The organism is Halobacterium noricense (genome assembly GCF_021233435.1).
Classification (GTDB): Archaea; Halobacteriota; Halobacteria; order Halobacteriales; family Halobacteriaceae; genus Halobacterium; species Halobacterium noricense.
This window is the reverse complement of sequence record NZ_CP089470.1, coordinates 33,507-54,438: the sequence shown is the minus strand read 5'-3', so window position 1 is coordinate 54,438 and position 20,932 is coordinate 33,507. Positions and strand designations below refer to the sequence as shown.

General features: G+C 59.9%; 23 protein-coding genes and 1 pseudogene. 12 read left to right on the top strand and 12 right to left on the bottom strand.

All coding sequences use genetic code 11. From position 1 onward, the window contains the following. The first annotated feature begins 186 nt into the window (after window positions 1-186). Window positions 187-438, top strand: a complete 252-nt coding sequence (locus tag LT974_RS17700; protein WP_232590784.1) for a hypothetical protein — start codon at window positions 187-189, stop codon at window positions 436-438. Continuing rightward, entirely contained in the window at window positions 431-1,567 is a 1,137-nt protein-coding gene (locus LT974_RS17695; RefSeq protein ID WP_232590783.1) for a tyrosine-type recombinase/integrase, read from the top strand. Before LT974_RS17700 ends, LT974_RS17695 begins: the two co-directional genes overlap by 8 nt. Window positions 1,568-1,733: 166 nt before the next feature. On the opposite strand, the gene LT974_RS17690 is transcribed toward LT974_RS17695, so the two are convergent. Then, entirely contained in the window at window positions 1,734-2,351 is a 618-nt protein-coding gene (locus LT974_RS17690; protein WP_232590782.1) for a hypothetical protein, read from the bottom strand. A 433-nt stretch (window positions 2,352-2,784) separates the two neighbouring features. Between LT974_RS17690 and LT974_RS17685 the strand changes: the two genes are divergently transcribed. Next, on the top strand, window positions 2,785-3,177 hold the full coding sequence (locus tag LT974_RS17685) for a type IV pilin (RefSeq protein WP_232590781.1): 393 nt from the start codon (window positions 2,785-2,787) through the stop codon (window positions 3,175-3,177). 249 nt (window positions 3,178-3,426) lie between these two features. Here LT974_RS17685 and LT974_RS17680 read toward each other — a convergent pair whose 3' ends face one another. Then, on the bottom strand, window positions 3,427-4,494 hold the full coding sequence (locus LT974_RS17680) for a hypothetical protein (RefSeq protein WP_232590780.1): 1,068 nt from the start codon (window positions 4,492-4,494) through the stop codon (window positions 3,427-3,429). Between the two features lie 168 nt (window positions 4,495-4,662). Then, a complete protein-coding gene (locus LT974_RS17675; protein ID WP_232590778.1) occupies window positions 4,663-4,944 on the bottom strand; it encodes a PadR family transcriptional regulator in 282 nt (93 codons plus the stop codon). Between the two features lie 137 nt (window positions 4,945-5,081). Here LT974_RS17675 and LT974_RS17670 point away from each other — a divergent pair, with 137 nt between their 5' ends. Beyond that, a complete protein-coding gene (locus LT974_RS17670) occupies window positions 5,082-5,249 on the top strand; it encodes a DUF1931 domain-containing protein (protein WP_232590776.1) in 168 nt (55 codons plus the stop codon). 124 nt (window positions 5,250-5,373) lie between these two features. On the opposite strand, the gene LT974_RS17665 is transcribed toward LT974_RS17670, so the two are convergent. From LT974_RS17665 to LT974_RS17635, 7 genes are all read right to left on the bottom strand, one after another. Further along, complete coding sequence (locus tag LT974_RS17665) at window positions 5,374-5,919, bottom strand: hypothetical protein (protein WP_232590774.1); 546 nt, start codon at window positions 5,917-5,919, stop codon at window positions 5,374-5,376. Between the two features lie 21 nt (window positions 5,920-5,940). Further along, window positions 5,941-8,874 carry a helix-turn-helix domain-containing protein gene (locus LT974_RS17660; RefSeq protein ID WP_232590772.1) on the bottom strand — a complete coding sequence of 978 codons (2,934 nt, stop codon included), beginning with the start codon at window positions 8,872-8,874 and terminating at the stop codon, window positions 5,941-5,943. Between the two features lie 490 nt (window positions 8,875-9,364). Then, complete coding sequence (locus tag LT974_RS17655; protein ID WP_232590770.1) at window positions 9,365-9,580, bottom strand: hypothetical protein; 216 nt, start codon at window positions 9,578-9,580, stop codon at window positions 9,365-9,367. Further along, on the bottom strand, window positions 9,570-9,773 hold the full coding sequence (locus LT974_RS17650) for a hypothetical protein (protein ID WP_232590768.1): 204 nt from the start codon (window positions 9,771-9,773) through the stop codon (window positions 9,570-9,572). The genes LT974_RS17655 and LT974_RS17650 overlap by 11 nt, the downstream gene beginning before the upstream one ends. Then, window positions 9,763-9,903: a hypothetical protein gene (locus tag LT974_RS17645; RefSeq protein ID WP_232590765.1), complete on the bottom strand. Its 141-nt coding sequence runs from the start codon at window positions 9,901-9,903 to the stop codon at window positions 9,763-9,765. The genes LT974_RS17650 and LT974_RS17645 overlap by 11 nt, the downstream gene beginning before the upstream one ends. Further along, on the bottom strand, window positions 9,896-10,219 hold the full coding sequence (locus LT974_RS17640) for a hypothetical protein (protein ID WP_232590763.1): 324 nt from the start codon (window positions 10,217-10,219) through the stop codon (window positions 9,896-9,898). The genes LT974_RS17645 and LT974_RS17640 overlap by 8 nt, the downstream gene beginning before the upstream one ends. Further along, window positions 10,216-10,986: a hypothetical protein gene (locus LT974_RS17635; RefSeq protein ID WP_232590761.1), complete on the bottom strand. Its 771-nt coding sequence runs from the start codon at window positions 10,984-10,986 to the stop codon at window positions 10,216-10,218. Before LT974_RS17635 ends, LT974_RS17640 begins: the two co-directional genes overlap by 4 nt. 606 nt (window positions 10,987-11,592) lie before the next feature. Between LT974_RS17635 and LT974_RS17630 the strand changes: the two genes are divergently transcribed. The 6 genes from LT974_RS17630 to LT974_RS17605 all read left to right on the top strand — a co-directional run bounded on the left by LT974_RS17630 (window position 11,593) and on the right by LT974_RS17605 (window position 18,155). After that, window positions 11,593-11,877 (top strand): helix-turn-helix domain-containing protein, encoded by a 285-nt coding sequence (locus LT974_RS17630; protein WP_232590759.1) that lies wholly within the window; start codon window positions 11,593-11,595, stop codon window positions 11,875-11,877. A gap of 214 nt (window positions 11,878-12,091) precedes the next feature. Continuing rightward, the gene (locus LT974_RS17625; protein WP_232590756.1) at window positions 12,092-12,493 is read left to right on the top strand and encodes a hypothetical protein; all 402 of its coding nucleotides are present in this window, start codon (window positions 12,092-12,094) and stop codon (window positions 12,491-12,493) included. Window positions 12,494-12,519: 26 nt separating this feature from the next. After that, window positions 12,520-12,813, top strand: coding sequence for a hypothetical protein (locus LT974_RS17620; RefSeq protein WP_232590753.1), 294 nt, complete (start codon window positions 12,520-12,522; stop codon window positions 12,811-12,813). Continuing rightward, window positions 12,810-13,913, top strand: coding sequence for a hypothetical protein (locus LT974_RS17615; protein ID WP_232590751.1), 1,104 nt, complete (start codon window positions 12,810-12,812; stop codon window positions 13,911-13,913). The genes LT974_RS17620 and LT974_RS17615 overlap by 4 nt, the downstream gene beginning before the upstream one ends. Before the next feature lie 29 nt (window positions 13,914-13,942). Beyond that, entirely contained in the window at window positions 13,943-16,459 is a 2,517-nt protein-coding gene (locus tag LT974_RS17610) for a VirB4 family type IV secretion system protein (RefSeq protein ID WP_232590750.1), read from the top strand. Then, entirely contained in the window at window positions 16,446-18,155 is a 1,710-nt protein-coding gene (locus tag LT974_RS17605) for a hypothetical protein (RefSeq protein ID WP_232590749.1), read from the top strand. Before LT974_RS17610 ends, LT974_RS17605 begins: the two co-directional genes overlap by 14 nt. Before the next feature lie 67 nt (window positions 18,156-18,222). On the opposite strand, the gene LT974_RS17600 is transcribed toward LT974_RS17605, so the two are convergent. Further along, the gene (locus LT974_RS17600) at window positions 18,223-18,498 is read right to left on the bottom strand and encodes a hypothetical protein (RefSeq protein WP_232590748.1); all 276 of its coding nucleotides are present in this window, start codon (window positions 18,496-18,498) and stop codon (window positions 18,223-18,225) included. Between the two features lie 132 nt (window positions 18,499-18,630). On the opposite strand from LT974_RS17600, the gene LT974_RS17595 reads away from it, so the two are divergent. Both LT974_RS17595 and LT974_RS17590 read left to right on the top strand, forming a co-directional pair. Then, entirely contained in the window at window positions 18,631-19,164 is a 534-nt protein-coding gene (locus LT974_RS17595) for a hypothetical protein (RefSeq protein WP_232590747.1), read from the top strand. A 14-nt stretch (window positions 19,165-19,178) separates the two neighbouring features. Beyond that, window positions 19,179-19,568 (top strand): hypothetical protein, encoded by a 390-nt coding sequence (locus LT974_RS17590; RefSeq protein WP_232590746.1) that lies wholly within the window; start codon window positions 19,179-19,181, stop codon window positions 19,566-19,568. 59 nt (window positions 19,569-19,627) lie between these two features. Here the strand turns inward: LT974_RS17590 and LT974_RS17585 are convergent. Then, a pseudogene (locus tag LT974_RS17585) lies at window positions 19,628-20,725 on the bottom strand (homing endonuclease associated repeat-containing protein). Window positions 20,726-20,932 lie beyond the last annotated feature (207 nt).

Genomic DNA, 20,932 nt, shown 5'->3' with positions numbered 1-20,932 from the left:
CAGCCTTGAGAGAAATCGCCCCGAAGTTCTGTATAGCGGTATATAGTTTACAGCCCCGCTAATTGGGCGTTCTCGTGTCTTAGAGCGCCTGAGTCGTGTGATTAGGTCGTTTTTCGTTTGGTTTGGTTTAGTTCGATAAGACAAACCAGAACTAAGGGGGTGGCCGCCCTCCGGTAAGCACGAACCATGGAAGTCCCACAGCGAGCCTCTATACCCCACCAAAACGTCAAAGCTGGCCCAATCGCCAAACGCACCGTCGTAAACAACAGCGAGATCGTCGCCTGTGCTGGCTGCGACGACGACCTCGACACCAGCAACTACCACCTCCACACCACCCTCAGATTCGGCGCTGGCGGTGGCCGAGGCGTCCGCTACAAATCCTTCGTACTCCACGATGCGGAGTGTTTCAACGCGTGGAAGCGTGATTTAGATGTCTGAGACCAACGCTACCCCTGGGGTTCGCGGCCTCGAAACCCTCCTCGACGACCGGATGGTCAGCCTCGAAAGCCCGCAGACCCAGCAAATCACGAGGGTCGCCGTTAACAATCTGTTCCAGTTCCTCGCCGAGAACAACGTCGTCGACCGCGTCCAGGACGTCGACGAACAGGACGCCCGAGATTGGGCGGTCAATCTCCAGCAGCGAGACGAAATCGAAGGCAAAAACGAGCTCGCCGCGAACTCCATTCGGACGTATTTCGCGCTCGCGCGAGCCACCTTCGGCTGGTGGCAGCGCAGCGGCGAAATCGACCAGAACCCGCTCGCGACGACCACCGCCGAAGAACCACTCCCATCGAAAAGCAACGACGTCGACCAACAGTTCTGGACTGCCGATGCTCGCGAACGGTTGCTTGCCTACGTCGACGAGCGTGCCCATGCCGCCCTTGAGGACGACGCCAGCGACGCCCCAAGCGCGTTTCGTGACCGCTCCCTTGTCTACATCCTCGCTGATACCGGCGTTCGTGGTGCGGAGGTCTGTAGCGTCAGTCGCGACGACCGCCGCAACGGCCTCCGGTGGGAGGACGTCGACCTCGAGAAGGGGATGATGACGGTCCTCGGGAAGTCCGGCGACCAAGAAGCGGTGTCGCTCCCGGGCGTAACTGCGGAGAAGCTGGCGCGCTATCGGCGGCTCATCGACGCACCCGACGAGTGGCCCGTCATCCCGACCGGCGATGCGGCATCAAAGTACGGCGCTGTTCGCGACGAGCTCGCCGACCGCGGGTACGGAGACGAGGAAATCGAGGGTGTCCTGGAAGACTGCGAAATCGACGAGGTGCTGCGTGAATATGAGGTTGCGCCGCCTGCGTTGACGACAGAGGGCGCGAGAACGCTCTTACAGCGGCTTTGCGAGGAGGCAGACGTCGATATGGACGGCGATTATTTAAAGCCGCACGGCGGCCGGCGTGGGCTTGGCGACGAACTCTACGGCGAGGTCGCCGCCGAAAGCGCACAGGAGGTCCTTCGACACAAGTCCATCGAGACAACGCATGCCTCCTATCGAGACCGGCACCCAGAGGACTTAGCAAAAGATATCGAGAAGGTCCGGTATAGCAGCACCGACGAGGAATAACGCGTGAAACACCCGTATCAGTAGTTGCTAGCGCGGTTTCTTTATTCAGAACGGGTTCTGAAACTGAGGCGGCTGAATCGGTAAGTGGGAATGCGGAAGTATCGCTTGGGAAGCTGTCGAAAACGGAGTTGAGAACCACCCCACCAGCTCTATGCGAGTACGGACACTACATCCGCTGCGCAGGAAGCAACACCCGCGCCGCTGCTGCCGACACTGTCACTGTCTTCCCTGTTCGCGTCACTGCCTCACCCGAAACAGCCCGTAGTACCCCTACGAGTTCATCGAGATACGCAGCAGGCCGCTCCACACGAATCGTCAGCGTATCCTTATCCGCATGCTTCGCGCCGCGATTCAACACGTACACCCGAGCAAATGCCAGTCGCAACTCCGCACTCAGCGTGTCGACAAACGCTGGCAGACTGGTTGCAGTATGCTTCTCCGTCGCCGTACGCGGCACACCCATAGCTATCAGCACACGCGCGAGCACGGAGCCATCTGCTGCCGGTCGTGCTTCAGTCGCTCGCTCAGTCGCCGTTTCGTTGACGACACGATATTCGAATCCAGCAGTCGAGGCGAGCGTGGCAAAGTAGTCATCGTCGTCATGGTCGAGGGAGAAGTACACGTGCGCGCCACCCTCACCGTGGTTGATGCTGCCGCCGCTGAGCGCCCACGCAGCGAGCGCAACGAGTGCCGTTGTTGTTTCGGGGGTGGCGTGGTCGGCAAGCCAGCCGTTCGCTTCTGCTGTTTGAATGCCCCGCACGACGTCGGGGCGACTATCGTTCATCCATGGCCGGATGCGACTGCGCGGTAAGTTGAGCCGAGTGGCTACTGCACTGCTCCCATGGTTCGGGTGCTCGGTCGTGTATTCGAGCACGCGCTGGTAGTCCGTAACGCACTCCCACGGGTCTTCGTATCCAGGTGTGCGGTACGTTCGGGCGAGCGCTTGTGGTGTAGGGAGGGCCATCCGTCGGAATCTGGTGTGATTGCTTTGGTTCGTAACTCGTTAATTGGTGGTGTCCTTTAAGTATGCGCGGTTGATACATCATTCTACGCGCGAATCCAACCGGGAAAACGGAGGGGCGAGCTCCACGAGTTTGTTCGTGGGGTGCCACCGTATCCCTTTGGGTTGCGTGCACACCAAATATATGAAGAAGGTTACACTTGAGATTCCGGACCGAGACGAACGCGGTGTGTCGCCAGTCATCGGAGTTATCCTCATGGTTGCTATCACCGTTATTCTCGCCGCCGTCATCGCCAGCTTCGTGCTCGGCTTCGGTGGCTCCGTCAACGAGTCCGTCCAAGCCGGCGTCGACGTGAGCGAAAATGACGGCACTGCAACCGTTACCTGGATTAGCGAAGGCACCGCATCCAGCCTGAACGTGTCGGCTGAGGATGTCAACAAGAATGTCACTCTCAATCAGGTCGGTGACTCCGCAACAATCCAATATAATAGTGACGAGGAGGATGGTTCCTCCGATGGCACCATTACTGCAGGTGATGATAATAACCAGGAGGTGACTCTGCAAGTGACTGTTATCGGGATTGGCAGCGAAGGCACGCGAACGGTTATCACGCAAGAGGAAGTCACGCTGGACAACCAGGCGACCTAAACCTCGCTCAAACTTTTCCGTATTTGGCGGTGCTGAACGGTTTTCAACCCGCGTACCCCTGGACGTGGTTCTTCAGCGATCCACGCTCGGGTCTACGGTGACCGGTAGGGTTGCGTAGAAAGTCAGACAACTGGTTGTAATGACCGGGCGTTTCACCACATCCATCGGGTAAAGAAACCGTTGGCAACTACTGGTATTGAGGACTTTAGAGGCTAACCAACGAAGGGTAAACAAGGTGGTCGGTGTTGGTTAGCTGGAATTCGCGGGCACCACGGGGGCGACGTACTGGCTCCGGATCTTGTCTCCCTCCCGCCACTGCAGGTAGTAGTAGTCCCGATTCTCGATGGTTTTCGTCGTCAACGTCCCCTTCGTCTCCGAGAGGTCGGCTTTCTCGCGGGCTTCCTCGAGCTCATCTTCCCACTCGTCATCCTCCCACTCGTCGGGGACGTCGTCGACGTCGCGGTCCGCGTTCGCTTCGAGCGCGCGCTGCTGGCGTTGCTCGCGATACGCCGCCAACTCTTCCGCGAACTCCGCAACCACCCGCAAATCATCCGCGTCCTGCTTCTGCAGGCCCTCACGGAGATACTTCGGCAACTGACTCGGAGCCTCCGGTTCCTCGATTCGCGCCCCATCGCTCGCGATAGACGCGGCGCCGTCGAGGCGCTGAATCATCCACTCGTCGACGTCGACGACGATCAGGTCCTCGCCACGCCGTTCGACAAGGAGGTAGTCGTCGCCGTCAACGGTGACGTCCTCATAGTTGCTGCCGCGCTCGTCGTCATCGAGGAGTGTCCCCGGCAGGTCTGCGTCTTGATGCACGCCACAGAGGAGGCTTTGGCCGTACGCGCTGTTCGGGCAGGAGTGGTTTTTCGCGCTTGTGTCCTGTAACGCGATGCACCCGCCGGTCCCGAGCGGGTGGTCGTCGACGTCGAGGTCCGGGTGGGAGGCGAGCTCGCGAGCAAGCCCACAGACCTGGGAGACGCTGAACTCCACCGGCCCAATCGTAAGCTCTTGAACACCAGTCACGGTGCCCCAGACGTCCTCAATATCGGGTGAGAGCGTCGCGAGAGCGTACGCTGTAGTGTTGTCTCGAAACAGATCAATAAACTCGTCAAGGAGGCCAGCCCACGCCGCAACGTCGAAGTCCGTGAGCCTCACGGCATCGGTATCAACGTGGATGCCGCAGAGACCGGCGTCCGCGTCGGCTGCGTCCGTGTTGAGGCCGTTGCCGCACTGGTTGGCGCTGCCCGTGAGTGCGAGGCACGTGTCCTCGTCGATTTCGAGGCGGTGGTCGTCGACGGCGCTAGCATCGGTCATGCTAACCAACAGAACCCGCTTTAAATTAGATTTGTTGGTTAGCGACGGAGGGCGGTCTTCTCGTGTTGAACGGCTGGAAGAAGGACGTCGGCGAGATTGCCGGGCTCGTCTCAGTCGATGAAGTTCGCGACGGCGAGTGCGGCGGTGAGCAGCGCACGAGGGCGTAGCCTACTCGCCGACGTCGACGTACTGTTTCTCCCATTCGCGGCGCGCAGCGAGCTCGCGGCGGCCACGTTCCGTGAGCGTATACGAGTTTGTTCGCCTGTCGAGTTCGCCTTTCTCCACGAGGGCTTTGTCCACGAGTTCATCGAGGTTCGGGTACAGCCGCCCGTGGTTGATTTCGTTCCCGTAGTAGTCCTCGAGTTCGTCTTTGATGGCAAGGCCGTGCGGTTCCTCGAAGTCAGCAATCACATACAACAGGTCGCGTTGGAATCCCGTGAAGTCGTGCATCCGTCCAATTCACTCCTTTTTATAGGTTCATTAAGACTGCTCCGATATTCCGGACGTACACCGGCAGTACGACGCGCGAAAGCCGGGGTGAGAAACTTCGAACCTTTATATACGGGACCAGAGAACCCTCAGATGGAATGTCTGACCTAATCGTCAAAGCAGCCGTGAAGGACGAAATCGAGGACTACAACGTCGCGGCCGACTTCTACGATGCCCTCAACGAGGAGGTCGCCGAACTGCTTGCCGACGCTGCCGAACGCGCCGAGGCCAACGACCGCAAGACGGTCCAGCCCCGCGACCTCTAGCGCCGCCGTTCAAGACCACACCATCCACACGGACTTTCGGGTCTTTCATCGAGGGGATACCCTCGATAAAGTAGCCCGATGACAGAGAAAAGGAACGGGTAGAACTACTTGCTAGCGACGACTGCTACAGATAGGAGATTGAAAAGCCGTCCTCGGTGACGTCGACGCGCATCTGAACATCAGAGATGAAGAGGTCATCCGGCGAGTCAACTTCTGACGCTTCACGAAACGCGGCGTACAACGCCTTGCGTGCATCTTCTGGTGCTGGTGCACCCTCCTGGACAAAATTAACAGTGAACGTGTCAATACCGAGGCCGTTCGCCCCGACCTCGTCGAAATCGAGGACGTACTTCTGTTTGTCCCAGAGTGAGCCCTCGATAGAGTTATCGAGGTGCTGGAGCCGCCACTTCTCGATGCCCTCGTCGATACCGACCGCGAACTGAACAATCATCAAGTCCGTCGACTCGTCGAAGACCTCAAGACGTTCAAGCAGCTCCTCGAACATCTCCTCGAACTCCTCGGTGCTCATGTGCTGGAGCTCCTCGCGAGCCGCCTCTAACCTCTTGCGCGAATGCTCCGCCATCTCCTCCGGGCTGGGGTGGCCGTCAGGTGACATCGTCGATACTGACTTGAATATCCCCGTCCGGGCCCTTATATCCCACAGCCGCATCCGAAACCCGAACTCTCGACATTAATCCGCTGTTGCCTTCCGCAGCGTCGTCTGGTCTGCTCGCGGTGCCGCCCCGAAGCGGTACTCCGTCGACGACGTCTCCAACCACCCGTTCGTGAACAGCTTGCAATCCCAGCCGAGCAACGCCGCAACTACGTTCATCCACGGCCGAATCCACGGCCACCGCTTCGCTGTCGCCTCTGCTTTCTCAGCACTCAGTCGGTAGTCCGTGACGAGATCTAGCCACTCCTCGGTGCTCGTCACGTCGATACCGAGCTCCATCAGCGGCCCCTCCAAGACCGCCAGAACCGCCTCCGACACCCGAGGGTCACGCTCCTGCAGGAGCGCCGAGGGCCGCAGTACCGACCCCTCGCCGGGGTACTCCTCGGGCTCCCGTTCCGGCACGTCATCGAAGCGTTCGCTCTTGAACGGCAGCCGGAACCGCCACAGCGAGGCGCGACCCGCACCCTGCTCGGTGACGTCGACGAGGCCGAACGCCTCCAAGACGTCCCGATTATCGCGAAGACTCTGCGTCGAGACGTCTGCCCGCTCCGACAGCGTCGACGCCGACAGCGGCTCATCGGCCTCCAGCAGCGCCGCGACCACTCGGGAGATCGTGCTGCCGCCGACATCGGGAAGGATTCGGTCCGCCGGCAGCCGGCCGAGCGCTGGACGCAGCTCCGCGAGGTCTATCTCACGGAACTCGTCCTCGGCGCCGAGCCCCCAGATCGCCGCCGCGACGTCATGGACGCTCCCCAAGAGCGCGGCCAGCGTCGAAATCGTGGCCCGTGTCCCTTCGAGATTCTTCCCGACACCGACGCGGTTCACCGCCGTTGCGATGGCTTCCCGCCGCCAGCCGTCCTCGACGACGACCGGCACCTCGAACGCCGCGAAGTTCTCGGCATCCTCCTGGAGGTCGTACTCTCGGCCGGCACACCCTTCGAGGTCGGGAAGCAAGTCGTCGGCGCCCGGTCCCGAGATGACCCACGACCCGATGTGTTCGCCTGTTTTGTCGCCTCTCGTGTCCGGCTGGCCGAGCGTGTTGTCGTTACACCGCTTCTCACTCCGCGGCTCATAGAGGACGCGATACGCCGAGTAATGGCCGTAGCGCGCCGATTTCGGAATGGCCGACGAAAGGAATTTTACGAGAATTCGGCGGCGGTCGTGGACGTCGCGACGGTAGTTCTTGACGCGAATCTCGCGAACAATGTCGATGCCGAGGAGGTCGTAGAGCTGGGCGAGCGTTCCAAGCAGTCCATGTGCTCGCCGGGCGACTTCACTGGCGATGTCCGCCCGAAACTCGCCGTCCTCACCGCGGAGGTCGTCGAGCATCGCGAGCAGTGCCCGTCGCTCCTTGTGAAGGCGTTCTCGGAAGTCGTGGCCGTTCGCGTCCTCGTTCGCTAGGTAGCCGAGGCAGCGACCCTTCCGGAGAATGTACGGATTCGACGTCACGAGGCCGGCTAAGTCCCCGCCAGCACCGTCGAGACGTTCCTGTGACAGTGCGGAATTCCAGGCATCTCCCTCGGTCAACGCGGCGCACAGCCGCACCGCCAGCACCGCCACGTCGTCGGAGTAGTCCACCGAGACCGAAACCTCATCACGGTCCTCATCATACCGGGTGCGGCGGCCGCTCACGCTGTCTACCGACCGGTTACAGGTGACGACGTCGGCGCCGTTCGTGACCGAGTAGAGCGCGGCGTGGCGATCAGGTCGCATCCGGCCTTCCTTGCCGGGGCGGCCCGTCTCGCGGCCGCTCTTGGCGACCTCACGCCCCTCAGCCGCCGCGTCCCGGCCCTCGGCGTCCCCGGGGCCGTCTTGCCCGCGTATGGGTACACGGCCCTCGCTGGAAGATTTGGGGGGTGCCGAACGGCTGGACAACGCCTCGTCCGCACCGTCGTCACCACGGCGCACGCGTTCCTCGCGCGCGCCATCAGCGTCAGCAGCGTCAGTTGCCGTGCTGTGCGGCTCGGGTGTCTGTTCGGTGCGGTCGGTCTCCCAACCGCTCCCGGGAGTTGGTGGCTCCTCACCGCGCTCCTCAGCGTCCTCTTGGACAACAAGCAGACCAGCGGTCGTGAGACGATGATGGGCGACGCCCGCCCACTCTTGGCGGTCGACCACGCCGAGATCGCGGAGCCGTAAGAGACGTGAGCGCCACGTCGCCCGTGGCGCGTCCTCGAGGAGCACGTGGCGGTCAAGCGCGTCGTACGTGAGCATTTGGTCCGACGAGGCCGCCAGCGCCCGCAGCACAGCTAGCAGCGGCCCATCACGGTCCAGCGCATCGAGGGCGTCGCGTGCGAGCTCGCGGTCGCCGGGGAGTGGCGTCCGGTCGCCAACGCGCGCGTGGTCGCACGCGTTACCGGACGGCTGTGCGAGCTGCTGAACGCTGTCCGCCGGCAGCTTCCCGGCATGACTCCGGACGAGCCGGCGGGCTGCGATGGGCGAGACAACCACGCGGACGGCGCAGCCGGTCGCGAGCACTGGGAGGAACGACAGCCACCGACGCAGCTGCGTCCCGGTCAGGCCGTCCAGCCAGTCAGCGTCGATGTTGAGGACGATGTCTGGAACGACGTCGGCAGCTTGGAGTAACGCCAGCGGCCCGTCTCGCACGTCCTTAAGGGACGTGTCGACGCCGTAGCCGCCGAGATTTCGAGCCTGCCGGCGAAACTCTCGCTCCTTCTCTGCTCCACGCTCGTCACCAGCCGTTGCCGTGACGTACTGAACAGCAACATCTGCGAACTCTCGTGTCGTCGCCGCTCGGAGATTTTCACCCAGCTCCCACGTGTCTGAGGCGTCCTCGACGAACGCCTGCAGCGCATCATCAAGGGCGGACCAGAAGGCCTCGGGGACGACGATGCGGCGCCAGAGCTCCGGGCGGGACACTGGCGGGTCTTCGAGCTCGACGTCCGCGGTGAGGGGGGCCTGTTGGCTCCACGTCAAGCCGGGTGTCTGGCTCATCGGGTCACCTCTTCGAGGTTATCTTCGACGATGCAGGACCCGCTGTACTCGGAGCACGCGATGACGTGGTTGGTCATCGGTGGGCCTCCGGCTGGGGGACGCAGGGCGTCTGGTCGTGGTGGGGCTGACTACGCATACGTGGGGCTACCGGGTTCTCAGCGCGTGTTGCGCCCCAATCCAGCAGATACGCGTCGCTGGTGAAGGGGCGAAACGATTTTACCGATTGCCCGCGAAAGGAGAAGCACGAACGTGGGCTTCTCCGGCACCACGGCCCGCATCCCGCGAACGCGATGGCACGCGTTCGTGGGCTTCAGGGTCGTGGTGTCGCGGTAATTACTGTGTCCTAGCGTGGGGTATCGGTCACCTGATAGAGTGGCCTTTTTGCTCAAGCACCATAAACGTGTGTCGGACGCTTTCGGGCGGTATTGGTCGGTTATTGGTTCGTTGTCGGCCGCTCGGAGACGCGACAGACTACTTAAACAGAGCGCGCTCACGCCCCATCACCCCGGATACCGACCGCAACTCCGTGGAGATAGCCGCGGCACCACCGGCAACACCCATGCGCGCCGGTCGCCGCCTTCCGACCACAGTGGTCGCACTCCGTCCTCGCGAACTCGTCGACGTCGCTTGGGTCGAAGTCATCCCCAAGGTACCGCGAGACGTCATCCTGATTGACCTGCTGCGAGGACTCGGCGTCAGTTGGCATGTTCCAGCCTCCGGAACCCTTCGCCACCAGCAATCCACACCACGCCCCACAGTAGCATCACGACCGCTAGGTCGCCAAACCCGTACTCGGCGACAGCGTGGATGAATGCCCCAAAGCCGGCGAGCCCGAGCGTGTAGAACGCCAGTACCCCGAGGCTTGGGCGCTGGTCTCCGCCGTCTCGCTCACTCGCCATCGGCAGTCACCTCTTCGACGCGGTAGCCGAGATCGCGGGCGGCCGCAGCGGCCTCCTGGTCGGTCGTCTCCACCACGGGCTCGTCGTGGATGCGATACACCGGACTGTCGCGCGTTTGATTCTCAGTCATCCGGGTTCACTCGCTGGAAGCGGAGACGTCGGTAGGCGAATGTTGCGTCGTTGGGCCGCCAGCCGGCGACCCACATGATTTCGAGGACGTTGCCGACTGCGCGGTGTCCGTCGTCGTCGAAGCCAACGGTGAGGACTATCGGCCGGCCAGGGTCATCCTCGCCGTCGACGAAGACTTCGACGACGTGCGGGAGCGCGTAGATGTTGTTCGCGAGCTCGCGCAGACTGGGGTCGTCGCGAGCCGCGGCAAGCGCCTGTTCGTACTTGTTCGGCGGGCGTTCACGCGGTTGGTTCGAGCCAGATGGTGTCTCCGTCATGCGAAATCACCGAGTTTCGTCGCGTGAGCTTCTGTCTCTGCTTCCTCCGGATATTGGACCGGGCAGCAGTCCTTACAGGGGCGTTTGCCCGTGTCCCGGGCCTCTCGAAGCGTGTGCTCGTCGACGTTCGGCATGACCTCAGGGCAAGCCGGGATGCCGCTAAGATCCTCGTGATAGACCTCGCCCGTAGTGCTGTACCAGACGGTCGTCGAGAGGTCGCCTTCACGGGTGTCCTGAGCGGCATCGGTCTCGGGTGGATCGGGCTGGGGCTGATTCGAGGGCAAGAGCGCAGCACAGTTATCGCAGAGCGAGTATCGGTCCCGGAGGACGTCGCGGGTGGTGGGCGAGTACGTGACGCTTCTCCGATTGGTAATCTGGCAGCGGGGCGTGGTTGGATTCGTGAAGCTGGGGACATGGTATTTGTATGCACTACCGCCGTTTGTAGCGAGTTTGAGGACGTATGCGGTGGGATCGGTGAAGTCGATGCCCGTGTGGGCCTCAAGCACGTTTCCGCAAGCTGGGCAGACCAGGTATCCCTCCTCGGTGGGGATGAGGCGTTGTCGGCGGGTGGCGAGCCCGCATTCGCCACAGGTTCGCGTTAGTGCGCCCCCGTCAGTGATGAGTGGAGGGTCACGGTCAGCGTCAGCGGGATCACTGTCGACGTCGTCGGCGGGAGGGCTGCACGTGCGGACGTGCGCGATGAGGACGCGGGGTGTGTCAAAGTCGTCATAGCCGCAGTGCCCGCACTTGAGGTCGTTGGCGGGCATCAGTCACCCCCTCCATTTGCTGCGAGCTCGCGAGCCGGGAAGGAGTCGATTGGGCAGCCGCAGGGTTCAGCAGTAACCTGACCGGGAGCATACGTCCGGAAACCTGTCAGACGGACGTTACAGCAGGGGCAGCACCCAATATCATTATGGGGTTGGGGGCTAGAACTAGACACGCCAATCACCTCTTGCACTAGCGTCACCATTACCGATGCAACCGCCATCACCCTGACTGGGCTTGGTGGTTGTCTGCGGTGGGTGGTTAGTGGTGTGAGTGTGATTGGGTACTATCGCGCTCGCACCGTGGTGTTGTAGGAGGCCCTGCGGTGCGGGCGTGTACTGCGCGGAGGTCACGCCGGAGATTTTAACCCGGTAGTCGTCTATGGCTATCATGCGTTAGTGGGCCATACGCTCGGCTCCCGGTATGGGCGGGAGTCCGGGCGTTTTTCGTGAGTGGACTCAGGTCGTGAGCCGAGCGCATGGGATATTTCGAAGACATGGTCGTAACCTATTAAATCTTGGCACGATACTGTTTCAATATGAGTCTGTGTAGTCCCCGCAACCGACCCAATCGGTGCAATTTAGACTGGTCCGCGGAACGTACGCACGATGGCACGGCGAAAACGGGGCAAGTGGATGAATAAAGCCACAGACCCCGTTCTTGAATTGCTCGATGACGTCGAGATCGCGATTAGCCCCAACGCTATCGTACACGCACTTAACGAGTCGTCCAACGATGCGCCTCATCGGAGCAGCGTTTATCGCGCGTTGGACGAGCTCGAAGCCCGTGACTACATTCGTCGGCCGAAGGGCGAAAACACGACTCTCATCGAAATTACGGAACGGGGTCATGAATATCTCCGTGGCGAGCGAGACGCCTCGGAGGACGCCTGAAGAAACAGGTCTCAGCTGTCTTTTGGGGAAGCCGTCATCGTGGTTTTGGGGGAGGGCTACAGGGCGATCCATGGCCGCGTAGTCCGACGTACGTTAGACGCCCTATATTAGATTCACTATATTACGCCAATAAGTCATTCTCAAATTCTAGAAATACAACGCGATAATACGACGAAACAAATAAGCCACAAACACGCCTGCCCTGGATTATCGCATGACAGAATCCGACCATAACCGCGGACCCACCCTCAAAACAAAACTTCACGTCCTCCGCACGTACCTCACTCACCAAACCACCACACGCCCACTCACGATACTCTGGGTCGCCGCACTCACCTTCACCCTCTTCATCGGCCCCGCCGCCGCCCAATCCTGCGACGGACCCCTGCTCACGACCGCCCAAAACGCAACGACGTGGCTCACCGTCGCCGGTCCAGTCGTCGGCACAGCCAACGCTGGCTACAACATGATGAAAGCTTCCGGCACCAACAAATCCGGGAACAAGAAAGAGTACAAGGAGAACATCCGGAGCTCGCTCATGTACGGCTTCGGTCTCGGTATGCTCACTGGGATTGTCAACCTCATCACCCAGTGGGGCCCCATGTCCACCTGCTAACTACCATCCTACTATCTCCTACTACGATGTCCGAAACTGACCCCGAATACGTTCACATGCAGTTTCACGATCCGAACCGCCTCGATGCCATCCGCGACGCCAAAGAGGACCATAACGTGAGGTGGCGCGAAATGGTCGAATTTGGCAAGCGCTACCTGGAGACCATCGACGAAATCATAGAAGACAACCCCAAGCTCGTCGCCCAGCACATGCTTGAACGCACGGACACGGACGAACTGCTGGAACACACCGAAATTGACGACCTCGTCGACAAAATCGACTCCCCCAAACGTGACCCCGACATTCCCGGGCCAGAATGAAACGCGCACAACGCCGTATCCCACAGCAAACAGACGACTCGATGACCCTCTTCCGGGGATACACGCTCAACGACGCGTTCCTATTTGCACCCGGTGTCACAGCGCTCCTATTTACATTCGTTCTCGTGCCGCCAACGTTCCGCCTTCAGGGCGTCTTCCTCGCCGGCCTCTTACTCCTTAGCGCATTCATCGCCCTAGCCACCACACCGGACTACTACAAACCGACTGAGTGGGTGAAACTCCACGCATCCCACCGCCTCCGCCAATCCGCATACGACCACCTCACCACCCACTATGACCACGTCCAACGCACCCAGAAAGACCATGCCGAGCAGACGCTGGTGCAGTCCGTCTGGGCGACGAACCAACGAACACAAGACGTTCTTGACGTCAAGCGCGTCCAACCCGGTTCAAGTCAGCGCAGCGATACTGGATACGTCCAGCTTTCGGATAGCACACTCGTTGGGGCTGTCCAGATCGAACCCGCGAACCTCTCGCTGTCAACTCCCGACGATTGGAGCCGGACCGTCAACCAGCTTAGCTCCACAATCAACACGCTGGACTTCCCCACCCAAATCTATCGGACGTCACGGGACTTCGATACAGATGGGTTCTTGCAGCCGTACCGCGCTCGCCGGTCGGACGAAGACGTCAAGGACGAACCTGTCCTCAACGACTTACTCACCGAATTTCTCGCATGGTATCCAGAAGAACTCGCGAACCGTGGAACGCGTGTCACGGAATTCTACGTCATCGTTCCCGTCCGCCCTGGGGAAGTTGAGTCGTCGCGACGGACGACCGGCTTCACAGATCAACTAGCTGAGTGGCCGCTATTCGGCCGGTTCATCAGCTCCAACGAAGAGGATGCGCCAAAGGCGGTTCTACGCGGTCGCCAGCGAGAGACGCTATACGACCGGCTCGCGATGGTCCGCGGGCATTTCCGCGAAATTACAGATATCGACGCAGCCCGTGTTGACGCTGTCGAGCACGCGGAACTGATCGCGCACGCCTACCAGCGCGAGGACGTCGACCTCCAGGACCAGCTTGAGACGAACGGCATCACCACCCGCAACCAGCCATCCACCTCCAATACGAACTAATGACCAGTCATACCGCATTTACGGCCGCCGTGTCGCTCCCAATCATCGGCCCCGCCAGCCCAGTTGTCCTCGCTGCTGGCGTAATCGGTCTCATCATCGCGCTAGGGCTCGTTGCATTCATCGCGACGAAAGCCGGCCTGGTGTCATCCAACCAGACGTTCACCGACGACTCAGCAATCACCAACGCTGACGACGACCGTGAACCAAACGCAGAACCGACTCACCAAGCTTCTGAGGAAACGTCGCCGGACGACGAGAGCACGGAGGACGATCTCTCGGTGGAGACGGTCGAGGACGTCAGTGATGGCGAGATGCAGGTCGTCGACGACTCGGAGGAACGCCAACTGTCGGGGATAGCCCCACGCCACATCATCGAGGACGAGAACTACCACGAACACCTCCGCGTTGGTGACGCCTACACGCGTTCATATTTCATCGATGGGTGGCCGGATAGCGTCTCAGACGGCCAGTTCCGTGGCCTATTCAGCCAGCCCGGCCTCGATTTCGATATTACCCTCCATATCGACCCGCTTGATTCCCCGCACGCGCTCGAAGACCTAAAAGAGCGGATCCGAGAACTGGAATCCGAATACGAACTCCTCGCTGACGACGGCCAGACCATCGAAGCACGCGACGTCGACCGAAAACTCCAGGACTATCAGGGAATGCGGGACGCAATTCGAGACACCAACGCTGAGTTCGTCGACGTCTCGATGTACGTCACCGTCGCCGCAGACAGCCAAGAGGAACTGGATCGCGTCAGCGACCAACTCGAGGACACACTACAAGAGAACGGCCTCCGGCCGATTCTGAAGACCAAAGACCAAGAGCGAACCCTGCGGTCGACGTCGCCTATTGCAAAGGACGAGCTCGAGAAGAAGCACTCAATGATGGGTGGGGCGGTCGGTGCGATGTTACCGTTTAGTAGCGGGACGCTGATTCAGGATGAGGGCATCCCAATCGGCATCCACGCCGAAAATTCTAGCCCGATTATCTATGACCGCTTCAGCCACGACCGCGGGTACAACATGCTCACCATCGGGAACATCGGGGCCGGTAAGTCATTCTCCACGAAACTCCACTTAAACCGGCACAAACTCTACGACGACGATAGAATTATTATTATGTTGGACCCGCTCCGGGGGTTCGCCGGCCTTAATGCCGCGCTGGACGGCCAGCAAGTCGTCGTTGGCGGGAATTTCGCGTTGAACCCCTTGGAGATCAAGGAGCCACCGGAGGACGTGAAGTCGAACCCGCAGGTGAATCCAGGAGCGGCGAAGATGAAGGACCTGAAATCGTTCTTCGAATCGTTCTTCGACATGCGCGGCGAGGAGCTGGGGGAGAAGTGGACGACGCTTCAGCGTGCGCTTCGGGCGGCTTACGCTGACCGTGGGATTGATCTCGATGAACCCGCGACGCACGGCCAGCAATCCCCGACGATTCGCGAAGACGTCATCCCGATTCTTTTAGAGATGGTGACCGACGTCGAAGAACACTCTATCATCCAAGATATCATCGATGACGAGGCGACTATCGAGAATATCTTGGATGCAGCGGAGGAAGTGACCGACAAGGAGCGGAAGCGCGCCGCTGAGTTGCTGCTAGCGATGGAGCCGTTCCTGGAGGGCGGCGCACTCGCAAATCTCGGGGAATCCTCAGATTTCGATATCGAAGACGAGGACGTCGTGTGGTTGGATCTCCAGCAGCAGGAATCTCGCGGCGGCCTCGGCCTGATGATGAACCTCTTGTTCTCTGCGGTCTACGAGCGGGCGAAGCAGACGGACAAGCAGGTTATTTTCGCGATAGACGAAGCGCGGTATATCATGCGGGATAAAGCCGCACTGGAGTTCCTTGAGCAGGCGGTCCGCCACTCTCGGCACTACGACCTCTCGATTCAGTTCATTACGCAGACTGTTGATGAGTTCTTCCAGCACTCCGAAGCAGAGGCGATTGCCGACCAGTGCGACCACAAGCTCTTCTTCCATACGGAAGGCCTAGACAACGAGGTCGCGCAAAAGGTCGGGATGAACGAGACGGAAGCCGAATTCGTGCGGACCGCCACGCCCGGTGACGAGGAACGTGGGTACTCGGAGGCAGCGTTTGGGGTGGCTGACGAGGGCTGGTTCCCTGTTCATATCAGCGCGAACCCGAAAGAAGCGGCCGTCGTTGACCTTGATCCGGACGAGGATGTTCGAGCCGCACTTCCGGGGATGAAAGACGACGAGATAGTGCCTAAGGAGGTGCAGGAGATTCGTGAGCAACTCCTTGAGAAGTACGGCGACGAGATTGAAGTCGAGGTGAAGCCTGAGAAGCTGGTTCCCGAAATTCGGAGTATCGGCGAGAGCGGTGACGAGGTGATTGTCGACCAGGATGAAATCCGGCAGTCCGGACCAAACCTTGACCGAATAGTCTCAGAGGCGTTAGACCGCTCAGAGGACGGCGAAGACGGTAACAACGACAATAGCAGCGGTAAAGAGGACGAGTCGCTGAGCGGGTTGTTCGATAACATCCGGAATAGGAACCAGTCTGAGGATGGCGACAAGTAGCCATATTCGGTTCGTTCTGGTTGTATCCGTTCTTGTAGGGAGTTGTCTTGCGGTCGGTGTCCTGCCAGTCGCAGCAGACCCACCAGAGGAACCAGATCATGGGCTGAACGCAAGCGAGTTCTATCCCCTCTGGTCGCACGACGAAGACGCCAACGTGTCGTTGAACGCGACAGCGATCCGAGCGCTCGCGAACGGCACCGATATTTCGTACTCGGAGCCACCCCGAGAGGTACAGCAGTGGAACCAGCAGGACCTCGAAGAATTCCCCAACACAGGACGGCAGACGTCGGTATACCCCGAGGGAACAGAAACGACGTCCAGTGAACGGGGCTGGATTACGGACGCCTATACTCGCCTGTTCGCGGTGCAGCCGAGTACGCGCGTGTTTGTGAGTGAGAGCCGTCAGCCCTTGTACGTGCCGAGTGAGGGGTCGATTCTTGGGACGACAGACTTCCGTGTCGACCTCCCGGAAGATGATACGTCGGGTAGCGTTCGCGTTTTCTATGATTTGAATAGTGCGGAAATCGAGTCGGTTCGAGCGGTCTCTGGGGCGCGAACTATCGGAACCACGGCGCCGAGTCAGACCGTCCAGATCAACTATAGTGGCTTGCAGTCCGGCCCCCACTCGGTTGGTGTTGAGGCCCAGATTAGGATTGACGTCACCAAGACCACGAGGACAGAGGTTTGCAGCGTGGATGAAGACGGGAACGAAAACTGCCACTGGGAGACTGAGACTGAAGACATCGACGAGTCGGTCACGGTCGAGGACACCCGACTCGTCGAACAGTATAGTTTGCTGTCGACGGGATACGTAACCCAGTATCCGAACGACGATATGGGAGTTGTCACGAAGCAAAACCACCCGTGGGCGGGACTCTCGCTCCCCGGAAACGATACCGCAAACGGCGTGTGGGGGTTCTACAGCGGGCGAGAGACAGACTGGGATTCACTCACGAAAACGAACCCAGAAGGGACGGAGACGGTGTCCTCGCCGGCTCAGCCGTTGCAAGTGTACGCGTATCCATCGACGAGTCAGGCAGAGCTCACAACAAACGAGAGTGGGTTCAGCCAGCCAGAAGGCGAGCTGCTGCAGACGCAGGGCGAGCAGCGGACCGTTCCGAAGCTACCGGCATCAGTGAACGTCGACGTGGCGAACCAGTCATATAACGTCTCCTCGCAGCTTGCAGTCCGCCACACGGACTACGCGCCCGATAAGGTGGAAGTCCGGGGCCTGGTGGCAGGGACGTCGCGAGAGCTAAGCCCGGCGTTCTATACGACCGTGGAAACACGGGGCACGTCGCTAGATTCGGAGGTCATCAATTCGACGTCGTCAACGCTCCGAGTTCGTGTTGAGTTGACTGACGAGGCGGGGCAGCCGGTGATGACAGCCGGCTACGATAGCCGAGTGGTCGTTGAGGGAACGCCGGTAGAGACGAATGCAGCGGGGACGGCGATTGTGACGATTGAACGGACGGAGAAGCGGTTGAGTGCGCGCTACGAGCCGGCGCCGTTCTGGAAGCGGAATCCCGCGTATACGTCGTCGACGACGGCATTCTATCCGCCGTCGTCGTTCGGCGGGAACATGTGGCTGCTGTTCTCGTTGATCTTGTCGTCGTTTATCCTTTGGATACCCGTCTATATGGCTGATAAGATGCTGGACTTAGATATCTGGCCGCCGTGGGAAGGAATCTGGTAAGCACGGTGGCTACGCTGCTGGAAATTCACAGGGGTTTGACCCCGAGGCGGTTGACGGGCCTCACACATTATTCGTTGCCGTGGATTTCCTCACGGAGGTCTGCAATTTCACGTTCGACTTTCGCGAGTCGGCGCTGCTCATCTCCACAGATGCGTTCATAGAGGTCTTCTGAGAGGTCGGGTTCGTGTTCGTTGAGTAGGTCGACGTCGGCTTCGAGACGCTTGAGTCGCTTCTTGATGCGACTACGAATCTTGCTACGGTATTCTGCAGGGTTTTCGACGTCGTCGACCTCGCCACTGAGGACTTCGCGTTCGCGGTCGGTCAGTAGAGCCCGCCGGTCCATATGAGCGGAGGATTCTCTAGGGATGCCCATATACTGTCCGGTGTTTCCCGTATACAAGAATTTTCCCAGTATACAGGACCTAATTCACATCATGCAGGAAAATATATGGGGTGTTAGACACTATACAGGGACATGGCAGAAGATGCCCGTAACCGCAGCCGTCCTGAAACGCCCGTCCGACTAACCACCCACCGCGAAGGCCCCCAAGACGTTGTCTACGAATTAAACATCCACAACGAGGAGACACGCCAGCAGATCCTCGATGCCTACGACGTCGAGGACGTCGACGAGCTCGCAGACCATCACACCAAACCCGGTCGTGAAGTCGTCGACACCCGACTTGGCGTCATCGCAGGCAAAGGCGACAAAGCAACCTTCTACACGGACGAAGCGTTACTCGCTCTCGCGGACGGTGTCGACGATACTCTCGCCGCAGCACTCATCGACGAATACGGCGACCTCGAAGCTCTCTGCGAACGCCTCCGCGAGAACGGGGACGCCGAACTCAACACCCTGCTCGCCGATGGACAAGTCGAGGGCAAAGAGTGGACGGACGACCTCAAAGCCTTTCTAGACGATCTTCGAGTGGAGATGGAGAGTTTCGAACACCGCCTCAAGGCGGTCGACGTCTGGGTCGAACCCGACACCACGCCGAACGCTCACTAAAAGGATAATTCAGGATGCACTCAAAAGAATCCAATCAACACAACCGGCCAGTCGGCATCCACCAGGAATGCCCCAGCCGTGAGGGCTTCCCCGTCGGCACGCAGGCCATCATCCCCGTCTTCCGGTCGCTCACAGCCGTCCAGCGTGACACATTCGTCGCTGTTATCCAACTTGCAGACAGTGACAACGACGCCACCGGAATGGACGTCGTTAGCCGCGTGAAGCAGCTCGGACAGTCTTCGAGCCAGCAGACGATTTACCGCGCACTCAGCGATCTCAACGACTACGGTTATCTCCACCAGTTCGACGCGAAAGGTGCGGCACAGCAGTACGTGCCGACACGGAGCGGACTAGCAGCGTTCTGGCGAGCGCGAGTTGCTGAGCACCCTCGCGTTCAGCCTTAACCAACAATTTGGGATGAGTATGGGAGTGTGTTGGTTAAACCAACACGCGCGCTGCAGTCCTAGTTTCCCGGGAAGATGGTAGTAGTAGTAGTGTGTTCGAATGCTTCTTGGAGTGCCTTTGACCATGATCCGAACCGGGTCGCGTATGTGTTTGGACTATGCCCTGCTGCTTCGAGTGCGTCTGTCCACGAGTCGAAGCGACTCTCGTACGTGCTTGTCGCTACTCTTCGTGCGCGCGTGCATTACTCATCAAGGCCGGCGGCTTCGCGAGCATTCGTCCATGAGCCAAATCGGTTCTTGTACGTCCAGACCGAATAGGCGCCGTGTTCAGTCATGTCTGACTGGGATGGTGGCGGGTCATCGATCTCGTCGGCAACGCGGGTGAGTTCCGTGAGTAATTCGTCGCGTGGAATCTTGGACGTGGGTGGTGTTGGCTCGAAGCCAGCTTCTTCAAGAGCGTTCCCCCATGAGCCAAACCGATGTGCATACGTCGATGCCGCGTATACGCCCTGGTCGTCGATATCGGCTTTGGATGGCGGTGGATCAGCAACCGCTTCGCCGACACGCTTGAGTTCGTCGAGAAGATCGCTACGAGGGATTTTCGAGGTTGCGCTAAACGGCCGTTCAAACCCAGCTTCTTCGAGAGCACCGGTCCACGAGCCGAAGCGCTGCTGGTAGGGATGTGTCGAGTACGCGCCCTGTTCGGCCATTTGGGCGACTGTTGGGGTCTCACCAAGCTTGTCAGCAAGCTGGGTGAGTTCGTCGAGAAGATCGTCGTCGGGGATTTTGTTGGGGTGTGTTGTCGGATCGAGGTTGGCGGCGCGGAGAGCACTGGTCCAGGAGTCGAAGCGCTGCCGGTAGGTCTGTGGCGAGTACGCGCCCTGTTCGGCCATTTGTGCCGCAGTTGGGGAGTCACCAAGCTCGTCAGCAAGCTGGGTGAGTTCTTGGATGAGGTCGTTGTGGGGGATTTTCGCGTGATGAGATGGTGGTTCGAGGTCAGCTGCTTGCAGCGATTGGTCCCATGAGTCGAAGTGGTTGTAGTACGCCGAGAGGCTGTACGTCCCGTGTTCGCGGTAGTCTGTGCTTGTTGGTGGGTGGCCGAGTTTGTCGGCGAGTTGGTGGAGATCCGTCAGGAGCTCCTCGTCCGAGTGCTGCATTCACGTGATTGGTATGGATACGGTACATAAGAGTATTGCTTCCAGTGTGTGAGTGTGTCGCATACGGGGGGTAGCGGCCGTGACACGCCGATATTTCACACAAGGCATATATGTAAGGGGAGAGAAGTGGTATCTACCCCTACCCAAGCCCCTCACGCCGCGCTGAGGGCGTCACAGTATCCGACCCATGACGGATGGGCTGGGAGA

Coding starts and splice junctions, on each gene's coding strand:
- LT974_RS17620 (WP_232590753.1), top strand. CDS start 12,520: ATGTCCGAAACTGACCCCGAATACGTTCACATGCAGTTTCACGATCCG.
- LT974_RS17670 (WP_232590776.1), top strand. CDS start 5,082: ATGTCTGACCTAATCGTCAAAGCAGCCGTGAAGGACGAAATCGAGGAC.
- LT974_RS17660 (WP_232590772.1), bottom strand. CDS start 8,874: ATGAGCCAGACACCCGGCTTGACGTGGAGCCAACAGGCCCCCCTCACC.
- LT974_RS17625 (WP_232590756.1), top strand. CDS start 12,092: ATGACAGAATCCGACCATAACCGCGGACCCACCCTCAAAACAAAACTT.
- LT974_RS17695 (WP_232590783.1), top strand. CDS start 431: ATGTCTGAGACCAACGCTACCCCTGGGGTTCGCGGCCTCGAAACCCTC.
- LT974_RS17675 (WP_232590778.1), bottom strand. CDS start 4,944: ATGCACGACTTCACGGGATTCCAACGCGACCTGTTGTATGTGATTGCT.
- LT974_RS17635 (WP_232590761.1), bottom strand. CDS start 10,986: ATGCCCGCCAACGACCTCAAGTGCGGGCACTGCGGCTATGACGACTTT.
- LT974_RS17615 (WP_232590751.1), top strand. CDS start 12,810: ATGAAACGCGCACAACGCCGTATCCCACAGCAAACAGACGACTCGATG.
- LT974_RS17605 (WP_232590749.1), top strand. CDS start 16,446: ATGGCGACAAGTAGCCATATTCGGTTCGTTCTGGTTGTATCCGTTCTT.
- LT974_RS17595 (WP_232590747.1), top strand. CDS start 18,631: ATGGCAGAAGATGCCCGTAACCGCAGCCGTCCTGAAACGCCCGTCCGA.
- LT974_RS17700 (WP_232590784.1), top strand. CDS start 187: ATGGAAGTCCCACAGCGAGCCTCTATACCCCACCAAAACGTCAAAGCT.
- LT974_RS17680 (WP_232590780.1), bottom strand. CDS start 4,494: ATGACCGATGCTAGCGCCGTCGACGACCACCGCCTCGAAATCGACGAG.
- LT974_RS17590 (WP_232590746.1), top strand. CDS start 19,179: ATGCACTCAAAAGAATCCAATCAACACAACCGGCCAGTCGGCATCCAC.
- LT974_RS17630 (WP_232590759.1), top strand. CDS start 11,593: ATGGCACGGCGAAAACGGGGCAAGTGGATGAATAAAGCCACAGACCCC.
- LT974_RS17600 (WP_232590748.1), bottom strand. CDS start 18,498: ATGGACCGGCGGGCTCTACTGACCGACCGCGAACGCGAAGTCCTCAGT.
- LT974_RS17690 (WP_232590782.1), bottom strand. CDS start 2,351: ATGAACGATAGTCGCCCCGACGTCGTGCGGGGCATTCAAACAGCAGAA.
- LT974_RS17665 (WP_232590774.1), bottom strand. CDS start 5,919: ATGCGGCTGTGGGATATAAGGGCCCGGACGGGGATATTCAAGTCAGTA.
- LT974_RS17655 (WP_232590770.1), bottom strand. CDS start 9,580: ATGCCAACTGACGCCGAGTCCTCGCAGCAGGTCAATCAGGATGACGTC.
- LT974_RS17650 (WP_232590768.1), bottom strand. CDS start 9,773: ATGGCGAGTGAGCGAGACGGCGGAGACCAGCGCCCAAGCCTCGGGGTA.
- LT974_RS17640 (WP_232590763.1), bottom strand. CDS start 10,219: ATGACGGAGACACCATCTGGCTCGAACCAACCGCGTGAACGCCCGCCG.
- LT974_RS17645 (WP_232590765.1), bottom strand. CDS start 9,903: ATGACTGAGAATCAAACGCGCGACAGTCCGGTGTATCGCATCCACGAC.
- LT974_RS17685 (WP_232590781.1), top strand. CDS start 2,785: ATGGTTGCTATCACCGTTATTCTCGCCGCCGTCATCGCCAGCTTCGTG.